At 54.9% G+C, this 20,284-nt stretch carries 19 protein-coding genes; 8 read left to right on the forward strand and 11 right to left on the reverse strand.

From position 1 onward, the window contains the following. Nucleotides 1-85 precede the first annotated feature (85 nt). The 6 genes from dprA to ruvX all read right to left on the reverse strand — a co-directional run bounded on the left by dprA (nt 86) and on the right by ruvX (nt 5,564). Nucleotides 86-1,177, reverse strand: coding sequence for a DNA-processing protein DprA (gene dprA / locus G523_RS0111620; protein ID WP_022695240.1), 1,092 nt, complete (start codon nt 1,175-1,177; stop codon nt 86-88). After that, nucleotides 1,174-1,824, reverse strand: coding sequence for a glycerol-3-phosphate 1-O-acyltransferase PlsY (gene plsY, locus G523_RS0111625; protein WP_022695241.1), 651 nt, complete (start codon nt 1,822-1,824; stop codon nt 1,174-1,176). The genes dprA and plsY overlap by 4 nt, the downstream gene beginning before the upstream one ends. Nucleotides 1,825-1,826: 2 nt before the next feature. Further along, nucleotides 1,827-3,149, reverse strand: a complete 1,323-nt coding sequence (locus G523_RS0111630; RefSeq protein ID WP_022695242.1) for an amidohydrolase family protein — start codon at nt 3,147-3,149, stop codon at nt 1,827-1,829. Continuing rightward, nucleotides 3,146-4,096 carry an aspartate carbamoyltransferase catalytic subunit gene (locus G523_RS0111635; protein WP_022695243.1) on the reverse strand — a complete coding sequence of 317 codons (951 nt, stop codon included), beginning with the start codon at nt 4,094-4,096 and terminating at the stop codon, nt 3,146-3,148. Before G523_RS0111635 ends, G523_RS0111630 begins: the two co-directional genes overlap by 4 nt. A 95-nt stretch (nt 4,097-4,191) precedes the next feature. Beyond that, complete coding sequence (locus G523_RS0111640; protein WP_022695244.1) at nt 4,192-5,109, reverse strand: AEC family transporter; 918 nt, start codon at nt 5,107-5,109, stop codon at nt 4,192-4,194. Then, nucleotides 5,106-5,564, reverse strand: coding sequence for a Holliday junction resolvase RuvX (gene ruvX / locus G523_RS0111645; protein ID WP_022695245.1), 459 nt, complete (start codon nt 5,562-5,564; stop codon nt 5,106-5,108). Before ruvX ends, G523_RS0111640 begins: the two co-directional genes overlap by 4 nt. A gap of 135 nt (nt 5,565-5,699) precedes the next feature. On the opposite strand from ruvX, the gene gatC reads away from it, so the two are divergent. The 3 genes from gatC to gatA all read left to right on the forward strand — a co-directional run bounded on the left by gatC (nt 5,700) and on the right by gatA (nt 8,223). Then, nucleotides 5,700-5,987, forward strand: coding sequence for an Asp-tRNA(Asn)/Glu-tRNA(Gln) amidotransferase subunit GatC (gene gatC / locus G523_RS0111650; RefSeq protein WP_022695246.1), 288 nt, complete (start codon nt 5,700-5,702; stop codon nt 5,985-5,987). A gap of 82 nt (nt 5,988-6,069) precedes the next feature. Next, nucleotides 6,070-6,528: a DUF6491 family protein gene (locus tag G523_RS19105; protein WP_155802659.1), complete on the forward strand. Its 459-nt coding sequence runs from the start codon at nt 6,070-6,072 to the stop codon at nt 6,526-6,528. A gap of 210 nt (nt 6,529-6,738) precedes the next feature. Beyond that, nucleotides 6,739-8,223 carry an Asp-tRNA(Asn)/Glu-tRNA(Gln) amidotransferase subunit GatA gene (gene gatA / locus G523_RS0111660; RefSeq protein WP_022695248.1) on the forward strand — a complete coding sequence of 495 codons (1,485 nt, stop codon included), beginning with the start codon at nt 6,739-6,741 and terminating at the stop codon, nt 8,221-8,223. A 120-nt stretch (nt 8,224-8,343) separates the two neighbouring features. On the opposite strand, the gene G523_RS0111665 is transcribed toward gatA, so the two are convergent. Beyond that, nucleotides 8,344-9,201, reverse strand: a complete 858-nt coding sequence (locus G523_RS0111665) for an MBL fold metallo-hydrolase (protein ID WP_022695249.1) — start codon at nt 9,199-9,201, stop codon at nt 8,344-8,346. A 170-nt stretch (nt 9,202-9,371) separates the two neighbouring features. Between G523_RS0111665 and G523_RS0111670 the strand changes: the two genes are divergently transcribed. From G523_RS0111670 to gatB, 3 genes are all read left to right on the forward strand, one after another. Next, nucleotides 9,372-9,905, forward strand: coding sequence for a rhodanese-like domain-containing protein (locus tag G523_RS0111670; RefSeq protein WP_022695250.1), 534 nt, complete (start codon nt 9,372-9,374; stop codon nt 9,903-9,905). Between the two features lie 2 nt (nt 9,906-9,907). Next, nucleotides 9,908-10,693 (forward strand): sulfite exporter TauE/SafE family protein, encoded by a 786-nt coding sequence (locus tag G523_RS0111675; RefSeq protein ID WP_022695251.1) that lies wholly within the window; start codon nt 9,908-9,910, stop codon nt 10,691-10,693. Nucleotides 10,694-10,800: 107 nt separating this feature from the next. Continuing rightward, nucleotides 10,801-12,318 carry an Asp-tRNA(Asn)/Glu-tRNA(Gln) amidotransferase subunit GatB gene (gene gatB / locus G523_RS0111680; protein WP_022695252.1) on the forward strand — a complete coding sequence of 506 codons (1,518 nt, stop codon included), beginning with the start codon at nt 10,801-10,803 and terminating at the stop codon, nt 12,316-12,318. Here the strand turns inward: gatB and G523_RS0111685 are convergent. Further along, nucleotides 12,315-12,512 carry a hypothetical protein gene (locus G523_RS0111685; protein ID WP_022695253.1) on the reverse strand — a complete coding sequence of 66 codons (198 nt, stop codon included), beginning with the start codon at nt 12,510-12,512 and terminating at the stop codon, nt 12,315-12,317. The two genes, gatB and G523_RS0111685, sit on opposite strands and share 4 nt — an antisense overlap. A gap of 261 nt (nt 12,513-12,773) precedes the next feature. On the opposite strand from G523_RS0111685, the gene G523_RS0111690 reads away from it, so the two are divergent. Then, nucleotides 12,774-13,583: a phosphoadenylyl-sulfate reductase gene (locus tag G523_RS0111690; RefSeq protein ID WP_233347290.1), complete on the forward strand. Its 810-nt coding sequence runs from the start codon at nt 12,774-12,776 to the stop codon at nt 13,581-13,583. Nucleotides 13,584-13,685: 102 nt separating this feature from the next. After that, nucleotides 13,686-14,423 (forward strand): DUF481 domain-containing protein, encoded by a 738-nt coding sequence (locus tag G523_RS0111695; protein ID WP_022695255.1) that lies wholly within the window; start codon nt 13,686-13,688, stop codon nt 14,421-14,423. A gap of 55 nt (nt 14,424-14,478) precedes the next feature. Here the strand turns inward: G523_RS0111695 and G523_RS0111700 are convergent, their stop codons facing one another. From G523_RS0111700 to G523_RS0111710, 3 genes are all read right to left on the reverse strand, one after another. After that, a complete protein-coding gene (locus tag G523_RS0111700) occupies nt 14,479-15,615 on the reverse strand; it encodes a zinc-binding dehydrogenase (RefSeq protein ID WP_022695256.1) in 1,137 nt (378 codons plus the stop codon). A gap of 109 nt (nt 15,616-15,724) precedes the next feature. Then, the gene (locus tag G523_RS0111705) at nt 15,725-17,131 is read right to left on the reverse strand and encodes an efflux transporter outer membrane subunit (protein ID WP_022695257.1); all 1,407 of its coding nucleotides are present in this window, start codon (nt 17,129-17,131) and stop codon (nt 15,725-15,727) included. Then, the gene (locus tag G523_RS0111710; protein ID WP_022695258.1) at nt 17,131-20,271 is read right to left on the reverse strand and encodes an efflux RND transporter permease subunit; all 3,141 of its coding nucleotides are present in this window, start codon (nt 20,269-20,271) and stop codon (nt 17,131-17,133) included. Before G523_RS0111710 ends, G523_RS0111705 begins: the two co-directional genes overlap by 1 nt. Nucleotides 20,272-20,284 lie beyond the last annotated feature (13 nt).

Below are 20,284 nucleotides of genomic sequence, written 5' to 3' on the forward strand. Positions count from 1 at the left end.
CGCAAGGACAAAAGACTTCATACCCGATGACAGGCAAAAAAAGCGATTTTAAGGTCGCCTTGTTGCATATTTGATGCCTGAAATCTCAGTTCTGACGGCGGACCAGTCCGCCAGGCAGAGAGCCTGCGATTCCTTCCAGCTCAAGTTCTACCAGAAGGATGGCACATTTGCGGCTAGGAATGCCTGTTGCCAGTGAAACATCGGCAATAGTTGTCGCTGTGGGTGAAAGCGCCTGAATGATTCGTGCGCGGTCTTCGTCCGAAAACTCGAGCGTTTCATCGTCCAGATCATCGTCTGGCATTTCAAACAGGCTAGACTGAGACGGCGCAGCCGGTGCGATGGCTTCCATCACTTGCTCTGCGTTTTCGACAAGTATTGCGCCAGACCGGATAAGTCCGTTTGAGCCTCGGGTACGGTTGTCGAGCGGGCTGCCCGGAACGGCCATGACTTCGCGGCCTTGCTCGAGCGCTGTGCGGGCTGAAATGAGAGAGCCAGAACGCTGCGCAGCCTCGATGACAACGACGCCAAGGCTGAGCCCGGTAATAAGCCGGTTGCGGCGCGGGAAATCGTTGGTGCGCGGTTCGTGTCCGAATGGCGACTCAGAAACGACCAGCCCTGTATCTTTGATCTGATTTCGGAGGTTCTCATTCTGTGCCGGATAAATGTTGTCTATCCCGCCTGCGATTACCGCGACCGTTCCTGTCGACAGCGAGCCATTGTGAGAAGCTGTGTCGACACCTCGCGCGAGGCCGGAGACGACTGTGTATCCGCCATTGCCAAGATCATGCGCCATATCATGGGCTATCCGCATGGCCGCGGCAGAGGCATTACGTGAGCCGACCAGCGCCACACATGGCTTTTTGAGAAGGTCTGTATTGCCCCAGACCGTGATCACCGGTGGGGCAGGCGATAAATGCCCCAGAAGTTCGGGGTAATCCTCATCGCCGTAAAGGATTATGCGAGCACCGATATGGTCGGTTTCGTCGAATTCGCGCCGGACTTTGTCTGCAGGATAAAGCTTCAGCTGGCCTCGACCTGAAGCACGCACGCGCTCTGGAAACGCTTCCAGTGCAGCAAGGCCTGAACCATAGGTCTCAAGAAATCTGGAATAGGTGAGGGGCCCGACCCCTTTTGTCCGGGCAAGCTGAACGCGGGCGATGCGTTCAGCGTCGGTCACGGAGCAGGCGCTTCTGCGTCAGTGGTTTTAGATTTGGCTTGCCCGAATTTTGGTTCTGTCCCGTCTAGTATGCGCTTGATGTTCGTTGCATGTCGCCAGAAGACAAGGGCAGTGAGCACGACCAGAATCATGACGTGAATCAGAGACAGGTTTAGCCCCCAGGCGACGACTGGCACAAACAGAGCGGTGGTCAGCGCAGCGACCGAAGAGCGACGAGCAAGGAAGGCGACAGTCAGCCAACAGACCGCAGCGAACAGGCCGATCTGCCAGACGGCAGCAAAAAGCAGGCCGGCATATGTCGCGACACCTTTGCCGCCTTTGAACTGAAGCCAGACCGGGAAGCAATGTCCGATGAACGCCATCGCGCCTGCAAACAGACCAATGGCCGGAATGCGGTCAGCGAAGAGAAAGGCGAACAACAGAGCCGCAAGGCCTGCTTTGCCGGAATCGAGCAGGAAGGTCGCTGCAGCAAGATCTTTGCGACCGGTGCGGAGAACGTTCGTGGCGCCGATATTGCCAGAACCGATTGCGCGAATGTCGCCAAGACCGGCCATTTGCGTAATAACCAGACCAAACGGGATAGAGCCGAGCAGATAGCCTATAACAGCTGCGCCCGCCCAGATTGCGGTATCAGGAATGCTTTCCATGATTAGTTTCCGTTCTCAGGGCCAAACACCCATTTGCCTTTGACCATTGTCCGGACTGTTTTACCAGTCAGGAGGCGGCCATCAAACGGGCTATTGCCAGAGCGTGAAGAGAGGTTCTCGCGAAGACATTTCCACGGTGTCTCCGGATCGAAGACAACAAGGTCTGCTTCTACGCCTTCGGCAATCCGTCCGAGTGGCAGATCGAGCGCATCTGCCGGATTGCATGTCACAGCGGCGAGCGCAGTTAGAAGATCGAGCTCGTAGTGAGGCTCTGCGACGAGCGTCGTAAGTGCTGAAAGAAGTGTTTCGAGACCGGCAGCGCCAAAGCTAGCTTCATCGAACGGAAGTCGCTTGTCTTCGGCAGGTTGTGGGTCGTGAGATGACACGATTACGTTGAGAGAGCCATTTTTCAGGCCTTCAATCAAAGCCAGACGATCTTCTTCTGCGCGGAATGGCGGGTTCACCTTGCAATAGGTGAGATACGCTTTGCGCGGGTCGTGAGAGCCATCCCCGATGTCGAGTTCATTGAAAAATAGAGAATGGGCTGCTGCCGTTACGATGACATTATTGCCGGCTTCGCGATGGCGGTTTGCGATATCAAGACTTCGGCCCGTCGTGACCTGATCGACTATGATGTCGCTTTTGGTCATTTCAGCCAGTAGTAAGTCGCGTTCCAGACCAATCCATTCAGCGTTTGCGGGAAGGCCTCGCAGTCCGAGTCGCGCTGCAAACGCGCTTGCATTCATAGAGCCGGTCGACAGCGATGGCTCGTCCGGACGAAGCATGATTTTAGCTCCCACCCCGCGACCATACTGGAGTGCGCGACGGATGAGGTTTGCTGACGTCAGAGCTTTGTCCGCGTTACAGAACAGAACCGCGCCCGCATCCTTCATGAGGGAGAGCTCGGTCATGCCTTCGCCTGCAAGGCCAACAGTCAGGGCGCCAGCTGGGTAGATCCGGTTCAGGACTTTGTGGGATTGACCTGCGCGTTTGAGGTAATCGACCAGTGCAGGTGTATCGATCGCCGGGTCTGTGTCCGGCATGATCACCATTGAGGTGATGCCGCCGGATACGGCTGACCGGCTGGCAGTTTCGAGTGTTTCACGATGCTCAGAGCCCGGCTCGCCGGTTTTGACCCGCATATCGATCAGGCCGGGAGCAACGGCTTTGCCGCCGCAATCGGTTACAAGATCGGTTCCGGCTGTTGCAGCGGAAACCTGCGGGCCGAATTCGGAGATGTAGCCGTCTTCAATGATAATGCCGCCGACAGTATCGAGGCCCGTCGCCGGGTCGAGAATACGCGCGTTGATCAGAGCCTGTTTCATGCTGACGCCTCCGCGCGTGCGCGATCAAGATTTCTGGCGAGCGCATCCAGAACAGCCATGCGGACAAAGACGCCCATAGAGACCTGCTCCGTGATGGTGCTGTTTGCGGATTCCGTGATGGCGCTGTCGATTTCTACACCGCGGTTCATAGGGCCGGGGTGCATGATCAGTGCGTCTGGCGCAGCGTGTGAGAGCTTTTCTTTATCGAGCCCGTAGAGGTGGAAAAACTCGCGTTTACTCGGCAGATACAGGCCATGCATCCGTTCAAGCTGGAGGCGAAGCATCATGACAACATCGCAGCCGCTAATGCCTTCAATCATGTTGGTATGCGTTGAATGTGCACCCCAGGTTTCCGTGCCCGAAGGCATGAGCGTGGGTGGAGCGACCAGTCGGACTTCTGCGCCCATCAGATGCAGTAACATAGCGTTAGAACGGGCCACGCGCGAGTGTAGAATGTCTCCGCAAATCGCCACCTTTAGTCCTTCAATCCGGCCTTTGCGACGGCGGATCGTAAGCGCGTCCAACAGCGCCTGCGTCGGGTGTTCGTGTGTGCCGTCACCGGCATTCACGACCGCGCAATCGACTTTACGTGACAGAAGCCTCACCGCGCCTGAAGAGCCGTGACGGATCACCAGAAGGTCCGGCTGCATGGCGTTTAGCGTCATCGCGGTATCAACCAGCGTTTCGCCTTTCTTCACAGATGATGATTGAACAGACATGTTCACAACATCTGCGCCGAGACGCTTTGCTGAAATGTCGAATGAGCTTTGTGTTCTGGTCGAGTTTTCGAAGAACAGGTTGATCAGGGTTTTCCCTTTGAGGGACTGTTCCGGAGTGCGGTTTTCAACGAACTCGTTTGCGCGATCAAGCAGGTACTCGATGTCCAGACGATTGAGCCCTTCAATGCCCAGAAGGTGTTGAAGGGAGAAGTCATAAGCGAAGGTCATCGGTGAAGACTCTGAGAATAAAAAATCCGGACCAGCTAGTCTCTCTCGGGGTGGTACGTCAACATTATGCGCAATGTGCCGTCACAGAGTTCTCTCTATAGAAGGCCGAAAGCGATCAGAATGGCTGGCATTGTCAGGGCGGCGAGAACGGTTTCAGTAGCGATCAGGTTGGCCATGAGGTCAGCATCTCCGCCCAGCTGACGCGCGAGGATGAAGCCGTTTGTCGCCGTCGGCGTGGCGGTCGCGATAGCCATTACGGCGAGCGGCACGCCCTCCAGGCCGAAGCCATGGCGCGCAATCAGGATTGTCAGGACGGGCATCCCGATCAGGCGCACTAGTGACCAGAATACCGTGAAGAGACCAGCACGCCGGAGCGCGATAAAATTCACACCTGCACCCGCGGCCAGCAAGCCGAGCGCCATGGCCGGTTCGGATACCAGTTCCAGAATGGTGTTCAGAATGCCTGTTGGCTGAAGTCCTGTGACGTTCAGGGCTGCGCCGATAATGCAGGCGATGACCAGCGGGTTGCGAATGAGTTCTGTGAACGGGTTACGTTTCACGCCGGTCTCGGTTTCGCCGAAATGAGACAGCGCCAGTACAGAGAGTATGTTTGCCATCGGGATAAGGATGGCGGCACATAACGCCGTAAGCGCCAGCCCCTCTTCAGCGTAGAGAACGCCAGAAATGGTCAACGCGATAAAGGTGTTCCAGCGCGAGTTGGACTGAATGATGCTGCCAACAGCCGGGCGAGATACATTCGGCCATAAAAGCGCAAGCAGACCGGTTCCGGCCATCAGTATCTGAGCGATGAACAGCGTGAGCGCGATCTTCCACGGTGCCTCGTCAAATGGCGCTCGCGAGAGCACCAGTATGATCAGGGCAGGGAAAAGCGCTACATAACAAAGCCGCTCTATAGACCGCCAGCCATCCCGATCAGGTAGTTTGCGCCAGGCAAGGAATTGCCCCAGCGCCACCATGAACATGACGGGTAGAAGAGCGTTCAGAAACGTCATGAAGCGTTGGCGATCCGGTCAATAGCAGTCTGGAGGATGATTGCGGCAGCGGATTTATCGATAAGTTCGGCACGGCGTGCGCGTGACAGGTCTGCTTCCAGCATGGCGCGTTCGGCCATCTGACTCGACATGCGTTCGTCCTGAAAGGCGATCGGCACATCGCGGATCTGAAGAATGTGCCGTGCGAGTGCGCGCGCAGACTGAACGCGCGGGCCTGCGCTGCCATCCATGTTGAGCGGAAGCCCCATCACAATACCGATTGCGCCGCGCTCATCGAAGAGTTCGAAAAGGCGGGTCAGCGTCGGAGCGAGCTTTTTGCCGCGCTGAATGGTTTCTACCGGATGGGCTGTGAGCTGGAGGCTGTCGCTAGCCGCGACGCCAAGCGTCTTTGATCCCGGATCCAGCCCGATAATAATGCCCTGATTAGGCATCTCTGTAACGTCTGATAATAGCATGTCTGTCTGATAGCTTGCTGTCAGCGAAGCTCAAAAGACTTTCTGCGGGCGGTATTCGCAGAAATTTTCGTCCGTCATTCTTGATCAAGCCGTAAGCTCGTCATAAACCCGCACTCACACAGAGGAGTGTTCCGCATGAGCGTCACCAATCAGGACGTAAAAAAAGTTGCCCGCCTGGCCCGCATTGCGCTGCCAGAGGATCAGGTTGAACCTATGACGGACGAACTCAACAACATCCTGAACTGGATAGAACAGCTGGGCGAAGTTGATGTTGAAGGTGTGGAGCCGATGACCTCTGTTGTGGAGACATCTCTGCCAATGCGCGAAGACGTTGTGACGGACGGCGGCATTCAGGACAAAGTCCTCGCAAACGCGCCGAAATCCGAAGATGGCTTCTTCGTCGTTCCGAAGGTTGTTGAATAAGTCTCCGACTGATCAAATTTTCCGCGATATCATTGAACTTTTACTGTTTTGGCGCGATATAGACCTGAGCAAGAGGTGAACGATGTTACGCGATAAAAGTCTGCCAATGGTCTATGCGGGAATGGTTTTCCTGCTGTCTGCCTGTGCCACAGTGGCAAATGGCGGCGATGATGATCGCGTTCGCGGCGCTGAAAAATTCGCAGAAGACCCGCGACTTGGTGAGCGCGTAGATCGTATGTGCTTTACGTCGAATATCGACGGCTTTTCTCAAGCAGATGAAGACACGGTCGTTCTGCGCGCCAGTGCATCGCGACATTATCTTGTAGAAACAAGCGCGTGCTTCAATCTTGAGCGTGCTCTCTCCATCGGCCTTGATTCACGCACGAGCTGCGCAAGCCGTGGCGATCGACTTATCGTTTCGGACAGCGCGTTCCCATCGCGTTCGAACACGGGCACGTCCGTCGACTCGTGTCTCATTACTGCGATTTACGAGTGGGATGACGACGCGGACGAAGAGGCAGAGGAAACTGCCGAAGAATAGACTTCTTCCTTGAGTTAGAGGCGCTTCGAATGAAGCGCCTTTTTTAATTCCTGCAACATCGCGCGACTTCTGCGGAAAAGTCGGCAGATACAGGTAATTCAGCACTTGATAAGTTAGGGCGTACGCGTCTACCAAGCGGTTGGAGTTTTCTTTTCCGGTTCGCTGCGGCAAGGCTCGACTTGCGGACCGATTATTATTGAAAGACTGACAATGACTGATCTCACTGGGCTTACTCTGTCTGACGCTCTGGACGGGTTGAACTCGAAAGCGTTTTCTTCAGAAGAGATCACCACGGCCTACGTGGACGCGATTGAGAAAGCTAACGGTGCGCTGAATGCCTATATTCTTCAGACGCCTGAAAAAGCGATCAATATGGCGAAAGCCTCCGATGCGCGTCGCGCCAAGGGTGAAGCAGGTGCGCTGGAGGGTGCGCCTCTGGGCATCAAAGACCTGTTCAGCACTGAAGGTGTGCGCACGACAGCCTGTTCTCATATTCTGGGTGAGTTCACACCACCATATGAAAGCACAGTAACGGCGAACCTCTGGCGCGAAGGCGCTGTTATGCTTGGCAAGCTCAATATGGACGAGTTTGCTATGGGGTCGTCTAACGAGACGTCTTTCTACGGCAACGTTATCAACCCGTGGCGCCGTAATGACGGTGGCAATGCTGATCTGACACCGGGTGGTTCATCCGGTGGTTCTGCGTCCGCTGTTGCTGCTGATCTCTGCCTTGCGGCTACGGCATCCGATACTGGCGGCTCTATTCGTCAGCCTGCGTCTTTTACCGGCACAGTGGGCATTAAGCCGACTTATGGCCGTGCAAGCCGTTTTGGCATGGTCGCGTTTGCCTCGTCACTTGATCAGGCTGGCCCGATTGCGAAGACAGTTAAAGACGCTGCTATCATGCTGAACGTGATGTGCAGCCATGATGAGAAGGATTCTACCTCTCTGAAGGTCGAGCAACCTGACTGGACGAAAGCGATTGGCGAGCCGGTTAAAGGCATGAAGATTGGTGTTCCTAAAGAATATCGCGTCGATGGGATGCCGGAAGACATCGAGAAGCTCTGGCAGCAGGGTATCGACTGGCTGAAAGCTGCCGGCTGCGAAATTGTCGACGTCAGCCTGCCGCACACAAAATATGCTCTGCCAGCGTATTACATCGTTGCACCGGCTGAAGCGTCTTCGAACCTCGCGCGTTATGACGGCATGCGTTACGGCCTGCGTCAGGCTGGCGATAATTTGACAGACATCTATCAGAACACACGCGCCGAAGGCTTTGGTGCAGAAGTGAAGCGTCGTCTGATGATCGGTACTTACGTGCTGTCAGCCGGTTACTATGACGCGTATTACCTGAAAGCTCAGAAGGTTCGTACGAAGATCCTTCAGGACTTCCAGAATGTCTTCGAAGAAGTTGATGCGCTTCTTACGCCAACATGTCCGTCCGCTGCGTTTGCGCTGGGCGAGCGTATGGATGACCCGATTTCCATGTACCTGAACGATGTCTTCACGGTTACGGCGAACCTCGCAGGTCTCCCCGGTATTTCTGTGCCGGTGGCAACAGATCACCATGGTCTACCAATGGGGCTGCAGGTAATCGGCAAGGCGCTCGACGAAACTGCATGTCTGCGAGTTGCGGCCCAGCTTGAAGAAGCTGCCCAGTTTAAAGCCAAGCCAGCCAACTGGTGGTCTGCTTAGTCTGACGACCGACAATCAGAATAAAAGAAAGCCCGCTTCTCGAATGAAAAGCGGGCTTCTCTTTATGCAGGTGAGCGGGGGTGGGGGGGACATGTCAAAAGACTCGACGGTCTTCAGGGCTCATCCTGCAAGAGAGACTGGAATCTTGATGTACTGCTTGCCGTTGTCTTCCGCAGGCGGAAGCTGACCAGCGCGAATATTCACCTGAAGTGACGGCATGATCAGGCGCGGCGGTGCGAGCTTTGCGTCACGCGTTTTACGCATCTCGATAAATTGCTCTCGGCTAATTCCATCATGCACGTGAATGTTTTTGGCTTTCTGTTCGGCAACAGTTGTTTCCCAGACATAGTCCGTACGGCCTTCAGGCAGATAGTCATGGCCGACAAAGACGCGGGTCTCTTCTGGTAGTGACAGAATTTTCTGGATGCTGTCATAGAGCGTGCCAGCATCGCCGCCCGGAAAGTCCGTGCGCGCGGTGCCGTAGTCGGGCATGAACATCGTGTCGCCGACAAAAGCTGCATCGCCAATAACATAGGTCACGCAGGCAGGCGTGTGGCCTGGTGTTGCAATCACTTTTGCGTCCAGATCGCCGACCTTGAAGGTCTCGCCGTCAGCGAACAGGTCATCAAAAACCACACCATTCGTGTTCACGTCTTTCGCATTGAAGAGCGTTTTGAAGACGGTTTGAACCTCAGTGATGCGTCCGCCAATGCCATAGCGCGCCCCCGTTTTGCGGCGCACATAGTCGGCGGCAGACAAATGGTCTGCGTGCGCATGCGTGTCGAGTACGCGTGTAATCCTAAAGCCTTTTTCGGCAGCAACATCCAGAACGAGATCGATTGGTGTGGATGCGAGCTTCGCATGACCAGCATCATATTCTGTTACAGGATCAATAATGACCGCTTCGCCGCTGTCTTCATCAGCGACCAGATATGTGATCGTGAACGTGGCTTCGTCAAAAAATCCCTGAACAAACATATTTTCACCCTTGCGTTTCCATCCAAAATATTAGTATATTCTAAAAAACGCAATACCTAATATTTTGATTTGGTGAAATGAGGTTCAAAATTCAGGGCGTATGCTAAAGAGGCGTCGTTTTTTAGCCTCACTGGCGAAATGCCACCAGATCAGAATTGGGAGAGATAAGTATGGAATCAGTTCGGGAATTGTCACCACAAGATATCGTCAGACTGCGTGACGCAGGCGAGGTTGTGCTGGTCGACGTACGTGAAACACCCGAGCATACGCGCGAGCATATTAAAGGCGCGCAGCTGTGTCCTCTGTCGCGCTGGGGTGAGGACGCCATCTCCAACCCGTCGGATGTGCCTGTCGTGTTTTTCTGCCGCTCAGGCATGCGCACACGCATGAACGCTAACCTGCTGGCGGATGCAGCTAATGGCAATGCGATCCTGATGGATGGCGGCCTGATTGCGTGGAAGAAAGCAGGCCTTTCAGTAGAACGTGCGCGCCAGCTCGCGCCGCCAAGCATTATGCGTCAGGTCTTTATGGTCGCGGGCATACTTATTCTGATTGGTGTTATCCTCTCTCAACTTACAGACTCCCGTTTCGTCTATCTCAGTGGCTTCGTTGGTGCCGGACTTCTGTTCGCAGGCGTATCCGGCTGGTGCGGCATGGCAAAGCTTCTCGCTTTGATGCCGTGGAATAAGGAACAGGCTGGCTGATAATGATTGAGCTGACACCGCATATTTTGCTGACTGCGGCGCTGAGTGGCGTCGTAATCGGTACATTTCTGACGGTGTTCGGCGGTGGCGGGTCTGTGCTGGCCGCGCCATTGCTCCTCTATTTTGTGGGCGTAACCGATCCGCACCTTGCAATTGGTACGTCCGCGGCGGGTGTTGCCGCGACAGCCATGATCAATCTGTTCGGTCACTGGTGGAACGGGCGGATCAAATGGCCCTGTGCGCTGGTATTTGGCGCGGCAGGTTTGGTCGGATCGATTATAGGCTCAACAATCGCGAAGTTGATTGATGGCCATTCTCTTCTCGTTGCGTTTTCAATCGCCATGGCGGCGATTGGCCTGTCCATGTTCCGTAAGCCTGCCAGTGAAGGTGACCCGAATGTTCATATCACCTGGCAGTTCACGGCAAAGCTTCTACCGGTAGGTCTTTTGGTCGGCTTTGCGGCCGGGTTCTTCGGAATTGGCGGCGGATTCCTGATTGTGCCGGGCCTTATGTTGGCGACAGGCATGCCGATCACCGCAGCTGCTGCGTCTTCGCTGGTTTCGGTGGCGATCTTCGGTACTGCAACTGCCGGCAATTATGCGCTCGCTGGATGGGTAGATTTCCGCCTGACAGGGCTTCTCGTCGTCGGTGGTTTTATTGGCGGCCTTATCGGCAACCGTCTGATTGGCCTGCTGGCGAACCGTCTGTCACTCGGACGGAAGCTGTTTGCGGCGCTGATTATTGTCGTGGCGGTCTATATCGCGCTTCGTGCACTGCATATTATCTGAAAAGACTTTCTTCCAGATTGTTCCTCTTTGTCGAATGTGCTTGTAGAAGCAGCTACTAAGCTGTGCTTAAAAACATACGTTATTGATTCAGATATCTGAGACCAAGAATGACCGATCGTACGAGCTACATTATTGAAGGTGATACCGGTGACTGGGAAGTCGTGATCGGCATGGAAGTTCACGCGCAGGTCGCGACGAATTCCAAGCTGTTTTCCGGCGCGCCAACGAAATTCGGTGCAGACCCGAACTGCAATGTCAGCCTCGTCGATGCAGCCATGCCCGGCATGCTGCCTGTCATTAACCGTGGCTGCGTCGAGCAGGCGGTTCGTACGGGTCTTGGTCTCAATGCGAAGATCAATCTCTGGTCCCGCTTTGACCGTAAGAACTATTTCTATCCGGACCTTCCGCAGGGCTATCAGATTTCGCAGTTCCAATACCCAATCGTGGGTGAGGGCGAGATCGAAGTTGAAGCCGAAGACGGCTATTCTTTCATCGTTGGTATTGAGCGTCTGCACCTCGAGCAGGACGCGGGTAAGTCCATCCACGATCTGGACCCGAACGCGACTTATGTTGACCTGAACCGCTCAGGCGTCGCGCTCATGGAGATCGTTTCCAAGCCGGATATCCGTTCACCGGGCGAGGCTGCTGCTTACCTCAAAAAGCTGCGTGCAATCGTTGTCGCGCTCGGCTCCAGTGATGGTGACATGGAGAAGGGTAACCTGCGCGCAGACGTGAACGTGTCTGTCTGTAAGGTCGGAAACTACGCCAAGTTCAAGGAAACTGGTGATTTTGGTTTCCTTGGTACACGTCGTGAAATCAAGAACATGAACTCTTTCCGCTTCATTCAGCAGGCGATCGAGTTCGAAGCGCGTGATCAGGTCGAGAAGATCGAGCGCGGCGACAAAGTCGATCAGGAAACCATCCTGTTCGACACGACGACTGGCGAAACACGCTCCATGCGCTCTAAAGAAGATGCGCACGACTATCGCTATTTCCCTGATCCGGATCTGCTTCCGCTGGAAATCGATCAGGCATGGGTTGATGAAATTCGTGCGTCGCTGCCAGAGCTGCCGGACCAGAAGAAACAACGCTTCATGGATGACTACGGTCTGAAAGCGTATGACGCTGCTGTTCTGGCTGCTGACTACGACAAAGCAGACTATTTTGAAGCGGTTGCCAAAGGCCGTGACGGTAAAATGGCTGTGAACTGGGTCGCGAACGAACTGTTTGGTCGTCTCAACAAGGAAGACCTGACAATCGCTGAAAGCCCGGTCAGTGCAAAGCACCTTGGTGAGCTGCTTGATCTCATCAAATCAGGCGAGATCTCCGGCAAGATTGCCAAGACCGTCTTCGAAAAAGTCTGGGACGGTCAAGGCGCGCCTGCTGCCATCGTTGAGAAGGAAGGCCTGAAGCAGGTTTCTGACACCGGCGCGATCGAGAAAATCGTCGACGATATCATCGCAGCTAATCCGGCTCAGGTTGAGCAGGTTCAGGCTCAGAAAGCTGAAGGTCATGCCAAGCCGAAGGCACTGGGCTGGTTTGTTGGTCAGGTCATGAAGGCGAGCCAGGGTAAGGCTAACCCTCAGGCGGTAAACGAGATTCTGAAGGCGAAACTCGACCTTTAATCTTTTTCCTGACTGGTTGTGATCATTCTGATCTGTGATCGGCGCTCTTCGGCTTCGTCGAAGGGCCCGAGCAACGCAGTAACATAGTTCTGCGAGTAAAGTGGGCGGCGCGGAACCTCAGGGATCCACTCGTCCAGATGTTCTTCCTCAGACTCCCTGTTCGAAATTATGAGCCGCGGAAAAGCGTTTTCCATGTCTGAACTCCACACCTGATGTTTCAGCCTTCATGTTAACTTCTTGCCGCTAACGGGGTGTGGACCCGTCGGCTCGAGTTTGAGTTTTCCTGTCAGAGTTTCGTTAGGGTTAACGCTTCCTTTCCAAGGGCTGCGCTGACCTATCAATGCGTTTGGAATAGTAAAACTAAAGCAAGGCTTATGAATTGAGGCGTTCATTTCAGAGGGGTTCGTCGACATATTGCACCTGTAAGCAACACTGACGGGTGTACGGCAGGCGCCGTGCGCTCTGAAGACGAAAGTAGTGACGACGCCATGGTGCAGGAAAAAATCAGCGCAGCCCTTAACGGTGAAAGCACAAAGGAACGTGTAGCGAGCCTTAACGCTCGCTGGCGGACGATTCAGGCCGAGCGCGTTCTGCGTCTGGCGCTTCTGGAAGAGTTTCCGGGGCGTATTGCAGTCAGCTCTTCATTTGGCACAGAGTCTGCGGTTCTTCTCCACCTTGTATCCCGCGTTTACAAAGCAGCGCCGGTTCTGTTCCTCGATACAGGCATGCATTTTCCTGAGACGATCGCCTATCGCGATGAACTGATCGAGCGTCTGGGGCTGCGCGATGTGCGCATTGTTCGCCCGCGCGCCGAGGAAGTTGCCTCAGAAGACCCGTCCAAGACGCTTCATATCGAGGATTTCGATGCATGCTGCGCGCTTCGTAAGGTCCGACCGCTTGAAGTCGCTATGGATGATTTCGACGCATGGATTACGGGCCGCAAGCGCTATCAGAATACTGATCGCGAAGACCTGCCAATCTTCGAACTCGACACAACGGGTAAGGTGAAGGTCAATCCGCTGGCGAACTGGTCGCCAACTGACCTCCAGACCTATTTCCGCGAACATGACCTGCCACGTCATCCGCTGGAAGCGCAGGGCTATAAATCTATCGGCTGCGCGACATGCACCACCCCTGTAGCAGAGGGTGAGGACCCGCGTGCAGGGCGTTGGAGAGAAAGCGAAAAAACCGAATGCGGCATCCACATCACCGCTGACGGCAAAGTTGTTCGTACTCGCCTGATTGACACAACAGAGCGCGCGTAACCGCCTCGCACAATCGCTGAATTCTTTTCTGGGCATACCTTTCATTCATGCGCTAAAGACCTACCTGCTGAGTCGGAAGCACTATGATTTGAAAGGTATGTGATGCGTTTAACGGTTTTTGCGGCAACTCTCGCTCTTATGGCAACGCCAGCTATGGCGCAGGAAGAAGGCTGGAGCGGAGAAGGATCTTTTAGCGCATCGACCTCTTCCGGTAATACAGACACTACGCAGCTCGGTCTCGGTGTAGACCTCAACCACGAGCAGGGGCGCTGGTCTCAGGGCATTGTCGCGTCCGCAGATTATGGCGAGACAGACGGTCTTGAAACTCAGAACCGTTTTCAGATCTCTGGCAATGTCGACGTGCAGATGACAGATCGCATGTTCGGCTTCGGTCAGGGTCAGTACGAGTCAGACGAATTTTCAGCTTATGATAGCCGCCTGTTTATCGGTGGTGGCCTCGGCTATGATATCTTCGATAGCGAAGACCTGACTTGGTCTGTACGTGGTGGCCCGGGTTTTAAAGTGGATGAAATCCGCGAAGTCTCATCGGGTGGCGTTGTTACAACGGCTGGCGAAACACGCGAATCTGTTTCCTTCCTCGCGAACTCGACGCTGAGCTATAGCTTCAATGAGAATGTGAGCTTTTCTAACACGACAAGCGCGATCGCGTCTGAGGATACAACGCAGATGCAGAACGTGGCGGCTGTTACAGCGGGCCTGACGGATGCATTATCGGCGCGCGTCTCATTTGATGTTCGTCACGACACCGACCCGCGCCCGGGTTTTGAATCGACAGACACCACGACCAAAGTGTCTCTGGTCTATAATTTCGGCGGATAGATCGTTCTGACAATCAGGCAAAAAAAGAGGGCTCCACGGAGCCCTCTTTCGTTTTTTAGAGTGTCGGATTGACCAGATATTTCTCACCGGTCGCCTTGGCGTTGTAAGCCCGGGCGATGTCCGGATTGAGAAGGTCCTTCATAGAGATCTCGTCGCTGTAGTTGCTGGCGAAGGTCGTCTTCAGGCCTGCAATGACGCGCTGACGCATGCGCTCGCGAGCTTCGGCGCCAACCTTTTGCAGGAATGGTGTCAGAAGATAACCGCCAACACCCCACGCCATGCCGACGCTGGCTGGCAGAACAGTCTGGCTCACGTCGAGGCGGCCATAGATGTAAACCTGCTTATGGGTCGCTGAACCGTAACGGCTGTATTCTTTAGACGTCCGGTTGATTGCAGCTTCCATAGCGATGAGGATCTGGCCTGCCAGTGAACCGCCACCAATAGCGTCAAAGCCCAGCGTCGCGCCTGTAGCAGCCAGCGCGTCGATCAGGTCTTCCATGAATGTTTCAGAAGATGAGTTCACGATATACTTCGCGCCGATGTTCCGCAGGATTTCTGCCTGTTCTTCCTTGCGGACAATGTTCACAACGTCGACGCCGTCTTCGATACAGATTTTGTTGAGCATCTGGCCCAGGTTGGATGCCGCAGCAGTGTGAACGAGCGCTTTATGGCCTTCCATACGCATGGTCTCAGGGAAGGAGAGGGCGGTCAGCGGGTTCACGAAGCAAGATGCGCCGTCACGCGCAGATGTGCCGTCTGGCAGCAGTAGGCACTGTGAGACGTGAAGCTTGCGGTATTGCGAGTACATTTCGCCGCCAAGGCATGCGACTGTCTTACCAAGAAGCGCTTGTGCAGCAGGTGAATCGCCAGCCGCAATCACAACGCCCGCGCCTTCATTGCCGACAGGCAGGGATTCGTCCATGCGAGCGCCCATTGCGCGCATGCCAGCAGGGGAAATGTCTGCGATCAGAGTTGGGTTGTCCGCTGTGCCGCCTGCGCGGGCTGTAGATAGGTCCGCCGGGCCGACAAGCAGGCCAAGGTCTGACGGGTTTACCGGAGCGGCTTCTACGCGAACGACAACTTCATCCGAGCCTGGTGCTGTCACTTCGACTTCTGCAAGTGAAAGTTCGAGTACGCCTTCAGGTTTGATGTGTGTGCGGACCTGAAGACCGGTGCCAGGTAGGTTTGTCATGAATTTCTCCCAAGACTTCATTTGAATAAATTATGAAGTCTTGGGTACAGCCATAAATCGGGTGCGTCACCCTTAATCAAATAACTGTGAGAAATAAAACGCGTTTAGCTTATTCGCTTTCTGCAGAAGGCGCTGCGCCAAGCGCGCGGTAAAGCGCGATGGCGTTCAATGCCCGATCCCGACGTGCCAGAATGAGCTGCTGACGCGCCGAATAATCCTCACGCTGCGCATCGAGCACCGACAAATAGTCGTCTACGCCAACGCGGAACCGTTCTTGCGAAAGGTTTAGCGTGACATCTGCATCTTCTGAGAGACGTTCAAGTGCGTTCAGTCGCGTATCTATCGTCTCAGTGATGGCCAGAGCATCAGCGGTCTCTCTGAATGCTGTCTGGATCGCCAGTTGGTAGCGAGCGATTGCCTGCTCCTTTTGCGCTTCTGTTACGGCAATGCGATTCTGACGGGCGCCATAGTCAAAAATTGGCAGGTCGAGTGACGGGCCGAACGTCCAGCCTGCGATATCATTTGAGAAGAAATTTTCCAGATCAGAGCTTGAATAGCCAACGCGCCCCGACAGACTGATTGTCGGAAACAGGGCCGCACGCGCAGCTCCGATATTTGCATTTGCTGCTGCAAGGTTTCGTTCTGCGGCCATCACGTCAGGGCGGTTCAGAAGCACCTCTGACGAAATGTTGCCCGGGACAAGAAGCTCCACTGGCGATGGTGTCAGGGCGGCGGAGCCTTCAATATATGATGGAAGCTCTGTCCCGACTACGAGACGTAGTGCATTCAGGTCCTGTCGTATCTGGGCTTCGAATTGAGCGGCCTGCGCGCGGGCGTTCTCAACGCTGGCGGATGCACGGCGTGTATCAAGTTCCGTTGCGACGCCGGCTCGCAGTAGTTCCTGCGTGAGAGACAGAGAGTCCGACTGGATATCGACCGTGTCTTCGGCAAGTGCGAGCAGCTCGCGATCCGTTGCCAGGCGCACCCAGAGTTCTGCGACTGATGCTATCAGCGCGATGCGTGCGGCACGTTCGCCCTCTACGGTTGCCAGATAGCTCTGGAACGTTGCTTCGTTCTGATTACGAACCCGGTTGAAGAAGTCGAGTTCAAAGCCTGTTACGCCAAGCTGGAATAGTGCTGAATCGCGGAAGGCTGAAGTGTTCGCGCCGGAGTGGCCGAAGCGACCGCCCTCGGTCAGGTTTCCGCTAATCGATGCATTCGGCAGAAGAGATGATTGCGCGATATTATACTGAGCGCGCGCAATCTCGATATTCGCCGCCGTGATTCGAAGGTCGCGGTTTTCTTCCAGAGCGATCCCGATGAGGTCACGCAGGTTCTCGGACAGAAAAACCTGATCCCATGCGAGCGGAGAATCGATAGCGATCCCTGTTGGTGCGCTTGGTATTTCTGCCGGGATGGTCGTTTCCGGTTGCTGGTATAGGGGAGCCAGATTAGCGCAGCCCGTCACAGAGAGGCTTCCCGCAAGAAGAGCAATTTTCAGATGACGCGAAGCCATTACGCAGCCTCCTCAGAGTGTGGGCCTTTGTGCAGCGGTTTAGCACCTGTGACCTTACGAACGATCACATAGAAGAGCGGCGCAAATACCAGACCGAACAGGGTGGCGAAGATAATACCTCCAAGCACGGTTGTGCCGATAGCGATACGTCCGCCGGAACCGGCGCCCGAGCTGAGCACTAGCGGCAGGACACCGAAGCCGAATGCGAAGGATGTCATCAGGATTGGACGGAAGCGCATCTTTACCGCTTCCATGGTTGCCGCGACGAGTTCCTTGCCCTCTTCCTCAAGCGCTTTAGCAAATTCGACGATCAGAATAGCGTTCTTCGAGGCCAGTCCGACCGTTGTCAGGAGGCCGACTTGGAAGAATACGTCGTTTGCAAGGCCTCCGAAGTGAGCGGCCAGAACTGCACCGCCTACGCCGAGTGGCGCAACAAGCAGAACGGCAACCGGAACAACCCAGCTTTCGTACAGCGCCGCGAGGCAAAGGAATACGAAAAGGACTGAAACGATGTACAGGATCAGGGCCTGATTGCCTGACTCACGTTCCTGTTCACTCAAACCTGCCCACTGAAAGCTGATGCCTTCCGGAAGCTGGCTTATAAGCTGTTCAACACGGTCCATTGCGACGCCGGAGCTTACGCCGGCCGCAGGAGCGCCCTGAATATTCAGCGATGGGACGCCATTATAGCGGGTCAGCTGTGGCGGGCCGTAAGCCCATGAAGACGTCGCAATCTCGTCGAGAGGTATCATCTGGCCGCGATTATTGCGCAGCTGCCAGTTACCAATGTCTTCCGGTTGCATGCGGTAAGGTGCGTCGCCCTGCACATAGACGCGTTTGATACGCTCCCGATCAATGAAGTCATTCACATAACGACCGCCAAATGCCACGGACATCAGGTTTGTGACGTCTGACAGAGAAATACCGAGCGCTTGCGCCTTTTGGTAGTCAATATCGACATTCAGCTCTGGCATGTCAGCCTGTCCGTTTGGACGGACGCTTGTCAGTAGCGGGTCTTGTGCAGCCATGCCAAGCAACATGTTTTGGGCTTCAACCAGGGCGTCATGGCCCACGCCGCCTACATCCTGAATATACAGATTGAACCCGCTCGATGGACCAAATGCGCGGATCGGGGGCGGTGCTACGGCAAATGCGCGCGCTTCGTTCAGGCCAAACAGAAAGCCGCTGGCGCGCTGTGTGAGCGCGAATACGGATTGATCTTCGCGCTTTCGCTCATCCCATGGATCGAGAGAGGCGAAAATAACGCCGAGATTTTGACCTGCGCCCATGGCAGGGTTGAAGCCGGCAAGTGCGAACGCGCCTTTGAGAATGTCTTCTTCCGTTTCGGCATAGTGATCGTAAATGTCATTCACGATATCAAAGGTCCGCTCAACGCTGGCACCCTGAGGCAGGGTCACGAAAGTGAGAAACTGGCCTTGGTCTTCTTCTGGTACGAAGGAGGTCGGCAGGCGCGTGAAGCCTGCGCCAACCACACCCACAATGACGAGAAAGACCCCGAAGAAAATAATCTTACGGCGGATCATGCGGCTGACGGCACCTTCGAAAATGCTTCTAAGACGGTCAAAGCCGTTATTAAATATCCGTGATGGCGCACCGAGAATGCCGCCTTTGTCAGCGCCTTTTGGTTTCAGAATCGTGGCGCAAAGCGCTGGCGACAGAATGAGAGCTACTAGAACAGACAGAGCCATCGCAGCGACGATCGTGACGGAGAACTGGCGGTAGATTACGCCCGCTGCGCCGGGGAAAAACGCCATCGGGACAAACACCGCAGAGAGCACAACGGCAATACCGATGAGAGCGCCAGTGATCTGATCCATCGACTTTCTCGTCGCCTCCAGAGGCGAGAGTTTGTCGTCGTGCATCACACGCTCGACATTCTCAACGACAACAATCGCATCGTCCACGAGCAACCCGATAGCCAGTACCATAGCGAACATGGTCAGCACGTTGATCGAGAAGCCGAACACATAAAGCACCGCAAACGTGCCGAGCAGAACAACAGGCACCGCAATCATTGGTACGAAGCTCGCACGCAGGCTTTGCAGGAATATCAGGATTACAAAAAAGACGAGGAAAACCGCTTCAATAAGTGTTTTCTGAACCTCGTGAATAGAGGTTTCAATAAACGGCGATGTATCGACGGCGAACGCGTAATCCACCCCCTCAGGGAAGCTGCCAGACAGGCGTTCCACTTCCTCTTTTACCGCGTCCACAGTGTCGAGCGCATTGGCGCCCGTAGCGACCGTAACCGCAAATCCAGACGCAGGCTGTCCGTTATAGCGGGAAACGGCGTCATAGGTTTCAGCGCCAAGTTCAACGCGGGCAACGTCACCCAACCGAACCGAGCGGCCTTCAGCTGTCGTAAGGATCAGAAGGTCTTCGAACTCTTCTGTTGTCGTTAGTAGCGATTGCAGAGTGATAGTCGCGGTAATTTCCTGTCCGGGCTCGGCAGGCATTGCGCCAACGGAACCTGAAGATACCTGTGCGTTCTGCGCTTGAATCGCGTTTGTGATGTCGCTCGGCATCAGCTGGTACTGAGCGAGGCTTAGTGGGTCGAGCCAGATGCGCATCGCATACTGGGAGCCAAACACGCGGACATTGCCGACACCGTCTACACGGCCAATTGCATCATACATATTGGCGTAAATGAAATCGCCGAGGTCATCGCGGTTGTACTCGCCTGTTTCAGAAAAAATCGCGGTAATCAGTGCAAAACCGTCCGATGCCTTGTTCACGCTAACGCCCTGACGCTGCACGGGCTGCGGAAGCAACGGAGTTGCCAGCGACAGCTTGTTCTGGACCTGAACCTGCGCAATGTCAGGGTCGGTGCCGGTTTCAAAGGTCAGGGTGATAGAGCTCGCACCAGACGAGCTGGATGAGGATGTGATGTTTTCCAGCCCGTCCAGACCGGTCATACGCTGCTCGATGACCTGGGTAACGGAGTCCTCAACAGCCTCGGCGGATGCACCAGGATAGAATGCTGTAATATTGATGGTCGTAGGCGCAATATCCGGATATTGCGCCACGGGTAGCATGCGCAGCGAGAAAACACCTGCGAGCATGATAAGAATTGAAATCACCCACGCAAAGACGGGGCGATCAATGAAGAAACGAGCCATTGAGATCTTCCCC

Origin of the sequence: Ponticaulis koreensis DSM 19734, assembly GCF_000420665.1 — a bacterium.
GTDB lineage: Bacteria > Pseudomonadota > Alphaproteobacteria > Caulobacterales > Hyphomonadaceae > Ponticaulis > Ponticaulis koreensis.